The sequence below is a fragment of the Mycobacterium sp. NGS45 genome (assembly GCF_059812645.1).
In genome coordinates, this window is sequence record NZ_JCALDB010000057.1 from 1 (window position 1) to 1,342 (window position 1,342).

At 65.7% G+C, this 1,342-nt stretch carries 1 protein-coding gene; it reads left to right on the top strand.

Annotated features, from left to right (window positions below):
- Nucleotides 1–151: 151 nt before the first annotated feature.
- A partial coding sequence (locus tag AC5Y3P_RS22310) for an IS256 family transposase (protein WP_500048118.1) occupies nucleotides 152–1,342 on the top strand: 1,191 nt, incomplete at its 3' end.

Sequence of the window (1,342 nt, forward strand, 5' to 3'; positions counted from 1 at the left end):
GGGTAAGTCCCCTGGCGTGGTGGGGTTTCGGAACCCGGGTGTGACGGTGTCGGGCCCTGCCGGGTGTGTCGTTGCCGGTGTTGGGGTGGGCCATCGCGTAGTGGTCAGTGAGTTACCGACGAAAGTGACTCACGAAAGGATCCTCTACGCGATGACCCAGGACCATTCTGCCCTGCTTGCCCAGCTCGATGCGCTCAAGTCCGCTGATGGTGGGGCGGTGTTCGCCGAATTGATCCGTGCTGGGCTGCAGGCGCTGATCGAGGCCGAGGCCACCGAGGTGATCGGCGCGGGCCGCTACCAGCGCAGCGACGGGCGCACGGTGCACCGCAACGGGCATCGGCCCAAGACGGTGTCGACCACCGCCGGCGACGTTGAGGTGCAGATCCCCAAGCTGCGGGCCGGGTCGTTTTTTCCGTCGCTGCTGGAACGCCGGCGGCGCATCGATAAGGCCCTGCACGCGGTGATCATGGAGGCCTACGTGCACGGGGTGTCGACCCGCAGCGTCGATGACCTGGTCGCCGCGATGGGCGTCGAATCGGGGGTGTCCAAGTCGGAGGTGTCGAGGATCTGCGCCGGGTTGGACAAGGAGATCGAGGCGTTTCGCACCCGCAGCCTGGCCCATACGGAGTTCCCGTACGTGTTCTGCGATGCGACGTTCTGCAAGGTGCGCATCGGGGCGCACGTGGTCTCTCAGGCCTTGGTGGTGGCCACCGGGGTGTCCATCGACGGCACCCGCGAGGTGCTGGGCACCGCGGTCGGCGACAGCGAGTCCTACGAGTTCTGGCGCGAGTTCCTCGTCTCGCTGAAAGCACGTGGCCTGACCGGGGTGCATCTGGTCATCTCCGATGCTCACGCTGGACTCAAAGCCGCTGTGGCCCAACAGTTCGCCAACTCATCATGGCAGCGCTGCCGCGTGCACTTCATGCGGAACCTGCACACCGCGGTGGCGGCCAAGCACGCCCCGGCGGTGACCGCGGCGGTCAAGACGATCTTCGCTCACACCGATCCCAGCGAGGTGGCCGCCCAGTGGGACCGTGTCGCTGACACGCTGGCGCCCAGCTTCCCCAAGGTCGCGGCGATGATGGCCGAGGCCAAGACCGATGTGCTGGCGTTCACCGCGTTCCCGCGGGCTCATTGGCAAAAGATCTGGTCGAATAATCCCATTGAACGGTTGAACAAGGAGATCAAGCGTCGGGCCGATGTCGTGGAGATCTTCCCCAACCCCGCGGCGTTCCTGCGCCTGGCCACCGCGGTGGTCATCGAAGCCCACGACGAATGGCAAGTGACCCGACGCTACCTCTCCGATGTCTCCATGGACGAACTACGGGTCGTCATCGCCACC